The sequence below is a fragment of the Streptomyces sp. NPDC059003 genome, from assembly GCF_042740445.1.
Classification (GTDB): Bacteria; Actinomycetota; Actinomycetes; order Streptomycetales; family Streptomycetaceae; genus Streptomyces.
On record NZ_JBHYJH010000314.1, the window covers coordinates 1 to 5,758 of the forward strand.

General features: G+C 71.0%; 5 protein-coding genes. 3 read left to right on the forward strand and 2 right to left on the reverse strand.

From position 1 onward, the window contains the following. Nucleotides 1-89: 89 nt before the first annotated feature. The gene (locus ACFWZ5_RS44275) at nucleotides 90-1,706 is read left to right on the forward strand and encodes an amidohydrolase family protein (RefSeq protein ID WP_384805840.1); all 1,617 of its coding nucleotides are present in this window, start codon (nucleotides 90-92) and stop codon (nucleotides 1,704-1,706) included. Between the two features lie 29 nt (nucleotides 1,707-1,735). Here the strand turns inward: ACFWZ5_RS44275 and ACFWZ5_RS44280 are convergent, their stop codons facing one another. Continuing rightward, nucleotides 1,736-2,707: a trypsin-like serine peptidase gene (locus ACFWZ5_RS44280; protein WP_384805838.1), complete on the reverse strand. Its 972-nt coding sequence runs from the start codon at nucleotides 2,705-2,707 to the stop codon at nucleotides 1,736-1,738. 75 nt (nucleotides 2,708-2,782) lie between these two features. After that, on the reverse strand, nucleotides 2,783-3,670 hold the full coding sequence (locus ACFWZ5_RS44285; protein ID WP_384805836.1) for a serine protease: 888 nt from the start codon (nucleotides 3,668-3,670) through the stop codon (nucleotides 2,783-2,785). A 277-nt stretch (nucleotides 3,671-3,947) separates the two neighbouring features. On the opposite strand from ACFWZ5_RS44285, the gene ACFWZ5_RS44290 reads away from it, so the two are divergent. Together ACFWZ5_RS44290 and ACFWZ5_RS44295 are read left to right on the forward strand one after the other, a co-directional pair. Beyond that, nucleotides 3,948-5,159 carry a pyridoxal phosphate-dependent aminotransferase gene (locus ACFWZ5_RS44290; protein WP_384805834.1) on the forward strand — a complete coding sequence of 404 codons (1,212 nt, stop codon included), beginning with the start codon at nucleotides 3,948-3,950 and terminating at the stop codon, nucleotides 5,157-5,159. Between the two features lie 94 nt (nucleotides 5,160-5,253). Further along, on the forward strand, nucleotides 5,254-5,664 hold the full coding sequence (locus tag ACFWZ5_RS44295) for a hypothetical protein (protein WP_384805832.1): 411 nt from the start codon (nucleotides 5,254-5,256) through the stop codon (nucleotides 5,662-5,664). Nucleotides 5,665-5,758 lie beyond the last annotated feature (94 nt).

Genomic DNA, 5,758 nt, shown 5'->3' on the forward strand with positions numbered 1-5,758 from the left:
GGGGGCGGAGCCCCCAGTTCGGGAAGGGGCGGGTCTGGGGCGCCACCCGCGAGGGACCCCCGACCCGCACCCGAGAGAGGCAGCACCCCATGAACCTCGTCATCCGCGACGCCCGCGTCATCGACGGCGGTGGCGACGCCTCGTACCAGGCCGACGTAGCGATAGCGAACGGACGGATCACGGAGATCCACCGGGAGGACACGCCGGGCCCGCGCCCGACGGGGACCCGGACGGTCGAGGCCCACGGCCTGGCCCTCGCCCCCGGCTTCATCGACATGCACGCCCACAGCGACCTCGCCCTGCTCCGCGACCCGGACCACAGCGCGAAGGCGGCCCAGGGCGTGACCCTGGAGGTCATCGGCCAGGACGGCCTGTCGTACGCGCCGGTCGACGACCGCACCCTCGCCCAGGTCCGCCGCGCGATCACCGGCTGGAACGGGGACGGCAGCGACATCGACTTCGACTGGCGCACGGTCGGGGAGTATCTGGACCGCCTGGACCGGGCGCACGGGGGGCAGGGCATTCCCGTCAACGCCGCGTACCTCATCCCGCAGGGCACGGTCCGCATGCTCGCGGTGGGCTGGGAGGACCGGGACGCCACACCGGCCGAGCTGGACCGGATGCGGCAGCTCGTCGCGGAGGGGATGGAGCAGGGCGCGGTCGGCATGTCGTCGGGGCTCACGTACACGCCCGGCATGTACGCCAAGGACGCCGAACTGACCGAGCTGTGCCGCGTGGTGGCCGAGTACGGCGGCTACTACTGCCCGCACCACCGCAGTTACGGCGCCGGCGCCCTGGCCGCGTACGAGGAGATGGTGGAGCTCACCCGCACCGCCGACTGCCCGCTGCACCTCGCGCACGCCACCATGAACTTCGGCGTGAACAAGGGGAAGGCGCCGGACCTCCTCGCCCTCCTCGACGCCGCGCTCGCCGACGGCGCCGACATCACCCTCGACACCTACCCCTACACCCCGGGCTGCACGACCCTCGTCGCGATGCTGCCGAGCTGGGCCTCCGAGGGCGGGCCCGAGTCGATCCTCGCCCGGCTCCAGGACGACGCGACCGCCGAGCGGATCCGCCACCACATGGAGGTCATCGGCGCGGACGGGTGTCACGGCGTACCGATCGAGTGGGACACCATCGAGATCTCCGGCGTCTCCGACCCGGGCCTCGCCTCCTGCGTGGGCAAGACCATCCAGCAGTCGGCCGACATGCGCGGCGAGGAGCCGTGGATCACGGCCCGGCGGCTGCTGGTCAACGACCAGCTCGGGTCGACGATCCTCCAGCACGTGGGGCACGAGGAGAACGTCCGGGCGATCATGCGGCACCGCGTGCACACGGGCGGCAGCGACGGCATCCTCCAGGGATTCAAGCCGCACCCGCGCGCGTACGGCACGTTCCCGCAGTACCTCGGGCGCTACGTACGGGAGTTGGGCGTGCTCTCCCTCGAGGAGTGCGTCGCCCACCTCACCTCGCGGCCCGCGGCGCGCCTGCGCCTGCCGGACCGCGGCCTCGTCCGCGAGGGCTACCGCGCCGACCTGGTGCTCTTCGACCCGGACACGGTCGCGGCCGGTTCGACGTTCGAGGCGCCGCGCACGCTGCCCGTCGGCGTCCCGCACGTCCTCATCGACGGCCGGTTCGTGATCGAGGACGGGAAGCGGACGGACGTCCTGGCGGGCAGGGCGATCCGCAGGACGCCCGCGTGATTTTCCCCCCGCCTGTCCGTCGGCTCCGTCTAGCGCAGCTGCCGGCCGGCCACCGCGGCGTCGTAGACCCGCTTCAGATCCCGGTCGAAATAGGAGGAGTACGAGACGTCGGGCGACGTTCCGCCGGTCTTCCAGCCGCCTATCAGCCCGACGACGCGCGGCCGCTCACTGCCCGCCGTGATGAAGGGGCCGCCGGAGGTGCCCGACACATAGCCCGCGCAGTCGATCCGCGAGAACGTGCCGCCCTTCCAGCCGCCGGAGTCGCCGGTGGTGAACTTCTTCATCTTCGTGACGCAGTCGAGCGGGTTCTGCCGGGCGGCGAAGCCCGGATATCCGATGACGCGGGTCTTCGAGTGCCGGAAGCCGGTGTTGTAGCCGATGGGGAAGGAGCCCACGACGTCCTGGAGCTTCTTCCCGTCGGACCGCGGCCCGGCCTTGAGCACGGCGAAGTCGAGGCCGGTGGCGGACTTGACGCCGCCCGGGCGCAGATAGCGCGGATCGGCGTAGATCTGGCTCTTCTTGACGGGGAAGATCCCGTACGGCTGCGGGCTGCTCCCGCTGTGCTTGGGCACGAAGACCAGCTTCGCGCCGCTCCGCCAGCTGTCGAAGCAGTGCGCGGCGGACAGGACGAGGTTCTTGCCGGGCGACGTGACGACGGTGCCGCCACAGAAGCGGTACGTCCTGTCGCCGCCGCTGCCCTCGACCCAGAAGAAGGTGCCGACCTGCTTGATGCCCTTGAAGGGGTGCGAGGGCGAAGTACGGGCCGCCGCCGGGCCCTTGGCGGACTCGGCGGGCTCGGCAGGCTCGGCGGGCTTGGCCGACGCGACGGGCACGGCCTCGGCCATGCGTTCCGGCGTCCAGAACTCCTCGAGCCCGCTCGCCGACGGGCCCCTGCCGTCGGCCGGGCCCGCGGCCCACGCGGACGGTTGCACGGCGACCGTGGCGGTCGCGGCGATGACGACGGTCGCGGATATGGACGCGAAGCAGGCGCGCAGCCCCATGTTCCCCCCTGATGACGCGGCAGACCGGGCGACCCTATCCCGGCCCGCCGCGTCAGCCGTCAGCGGCGCACCCGGTCAGGGCTTGGGCAGCGTGCAGCCCGGGCGGTTCAGGTCGATCTTGTTGCCGGCGCCGACGCAGGGAACGATGATGTAGCTCTGCTGGCCGTAGTTGATCCCCTGGCGCACGGTGACGTTGCCGTTCTCGTCGACCTCGCAGGGGTTGTTGTCGGTGCAGCGCTCGCCGTCCTCGTTACCGGTGTTGTTGACGGCGACGACCTTGCCGGTGGCGTCGTCGACGACCGGGGAGCCGGACGTGCCGCCGATCGTCTGGCACGCCGAGGTGTAGCGGACCGAGTCCTTCCAGGTCCAGCGGCCCTCCTTGAGGCGGTACGCGAAGCCGTCGATGTTGCACTTGTACATCCGCTTCCAGTAGCCGGACACGACCGTGATGGCCCTGCCCTGCGTCGGGTGCGCGGCGTCCAGTTCGAGGGCCTTGATGCCGTAGCGGCTCTCGATGTCGCGGTAGGTGCTGGTGAGTTGGTACAGCGACACGTCGGTGTCGGTCATCGTGCCGTACGCGATCTTGCTGGCGCGCACGGTGCCCGCGTTGCCGCCGCTCGCGTTCAGGAGCGTGAAGCTGCGCGTCGACGGCCGGTCGACGATGACCTGTCCCGGCGCCGGGAAGCCGGTCTCCAGACAGTGGCCGTTGGACATCACGAGCGCGGGGTCGGTGGGCTGCGAGTTCGGCACGCGCACGACGGAGCCGGAACAGTTGCTGAGCGCCACGGTCCCGGCGAAGGACACGGCCTTGGCCTTGGCCTTGACCGCTGTGTCCGTGGCCTTGGCCACGGTAGCGGTCGGCTCGGCGGCCGCGGGCGCTTCGTTGCTGACGGCCGTCGCGGGCGCCGCCATCGCTCCGAGGAGCAGAGCGGCGAGCGCGGCACCGACGAGAGGCTTCTTCATGTGGGGGTCCCCTCCGATGACTGTGTAACCGAAGTCCCTCCAGGCCCTTCAGTTTTGTCATGCGCATTGTTATGCCATCCCGCCGGCGGGACAAGACCACGAACGGCCAAGCCCGCACGGACATGGGACGAGGGGCGGGCCCCGAAGGGGCGCGGGGCGTGACATCGCGCGGCTCCGCCGCGGGGCGCGAGCAACCCCCACAACCCGCACCAACACAGAGAGCGCACCCCCCGAGCTCCCCCGCTCAAGGCGCCCCCGCCCGGAGTACCCTCGGCCCATGCAGGTGATCCAGTCGACCAAGCTCGCCAACGTCTGTTACGAGATCCGGGGCCCCGTGCTCGAGGAGGCGATGCGGCTCGAAGCGGCAGGGCACCGCATCCTCAAGCTCAACACCGGCAACCCGGCCGCCTTCGGCTTCGAGTGCCCGCCGGAGATCCTGGAGGACATCCTCCGCAACGTCGGCGACGCGCACGGGTACGGCGACGCCAAGGGCCTGCTCGCGGCGCGCCGCGCGGTGGTGATGCACAACCAGACGCTCGGCATCGAGGCCGACGTCGAGCACGTCTTCATCGGAAACGGCGTGTCCGAGCTCATCGTCATGGCCATGCAGGGCCTGCTCGACGACGGCGACGAGGTGCTCGTCCCCGCGCCGGACTACCCGCTGTGGACCGCCGCCGTGTCCCTGTCCGGCGGCACCGCCGTGCACTACCGCTGCGACGAGCAGTCGGACTGGATGCCCGACCTCGCCGACATCGAGCGCAAGATCACCGACCGCACCAAGGCGCTGGTGATCATCAACCCGAACAACCCGACCGGCGCGGTCTACGACGAGGCCATGGTCCGCGGCCTGACCGACATAGCCCGCCGCCACAACCTCCTGGTCTGCTCGGACGAGATCTACGACAAGATCCTGTACGACGGCGCCACGCACACGCCGACCGCCGCGATCGCCCCCGACCTGCTGACGCTGACCTTCAACGGCATGTCGAAGGCGTACCGCGTGGCGGGCTACCGGGTCGGCTGGATGTCGATCTCGGGCCCGAAGGCGCGGGCGTCCTCGTACATCGAGGGCCTGACGATCCTCGCCAACATGCGCCTGTGCGCGAACATGCCGGGCCAGCACGGGGTGGTCGCCGCGCTGAGCGGGCGACAGACGATCAACGACCTCGTCCTGCCGGGCGGCCGCCTCGTGGAGCAGCGCGACACCGCGTACGACCTGCTGACGCAGATCCCGGGCGTGACCTGCGTGAAGCCGAAGGGGTCCCTGTACCTCTTCCCCCGGCTCGACCCGAAGGTCTTCAAGGTCAAGGACGACCGGCAGCTGGTGCTCGACCTGCTCAGGGCCGAGAAGATCATGGTCGTGCACGGTACGGGCTTCAACTGGCCGGAGCCCGATCACTTCCGGATCGTGACGCTGCCGACGGCCACGGATCTGGCGGACGCGGTGACCCGGATCGGGACGTTCCTGGACGGCTACAGCCAGCCGTAGCGCCGACCCCGGCCGGCCTCAGTGCCGATCCGACTCAACTTTAGACAGAATCTAAGCTAGGATGGTTTTCAAGCAACTGCTTGGAGGCCATCCCATGTACGAGCCGATCCGCACCAAGTCGGTCCACGCGATGGCCGACCCGGGCGACTTCCCGCACCGCTCCCGCGAGGAGGAGCTGGACATCCAGCTCGCCGGGCATCTCGCGGCGCTGCTCGCCGTCACCGACGAGCTGCGCGCCCTCGCTCCCGACGTCGAGCTGGACGCGGCCGCCGAGCGGCTCGCGGCGCAGGTGGCCCGGCTGCGTGGGGGGCTGCCGCCGGTGCGGGCCTCGGTCGCGGTCGCCATTCATGAGCCGCATCTGGCCGCGCTGCACCAGCGTGCGCATGCCCTGGCCGGGCGGGCGCTGGTCGTTGCCGCGTCGCGTGCCGACACGGTGGTCGCGATCCTGGCCGCGGAACGAGTGGACGCCCACGCGTCCCCCGCCCACCTCACACCCGTGTCCTGACCTTCCCCACCCACCCGCCCTCCCCCGGCTCCGCCGCCCGGCTGGGGCTGCGGCCACAGGGAAGGGCGGGTGGGTGGGGGAAAGACGTCAGCCC

Excerpts from the sequence above, each read along its gene's own strand:
- ACFWZ5_RS44290 (WP_384805834.1), top strand. The coding sequence starts at position 3,948 with ATGCAGGTGATCCAGTCGACCAAGCTCGCCAACGTCTGTTACGAGATC.
- ACFWZ5_RS44295 (WP_384805832.1), top strand. The coding sequence starts at position 5,254 with ATGTACGAGCCGATCCGCACCAAGTCGGTCCACGCGATGGCCGACCCG.
- ACFWZ5_RS44275 (WP_384805840.1), top strand. The coding sequence starts at position 90 with ATGAACCTCGTCATCCGCGACGCCCGCGTCATCGACGGCGGTGGCGAC.
- ACFWZ5_RS44280 (WP_384805838.1), bottom strand. The coding sequence starts at position 2,707 with ATGGGGCTGCGCGCCTGCTTCGCGTCCATATCCGCGACCGTCGTCATC.
- ACFWZ5_RS44285 (WP_384805836.1), bottom strand. The coding sequence starts at position 3,670 with ATGAAGAAGCCTCTCGTCGGTGCCGCGCTCGCCGCTCTGCTCCTCGGA.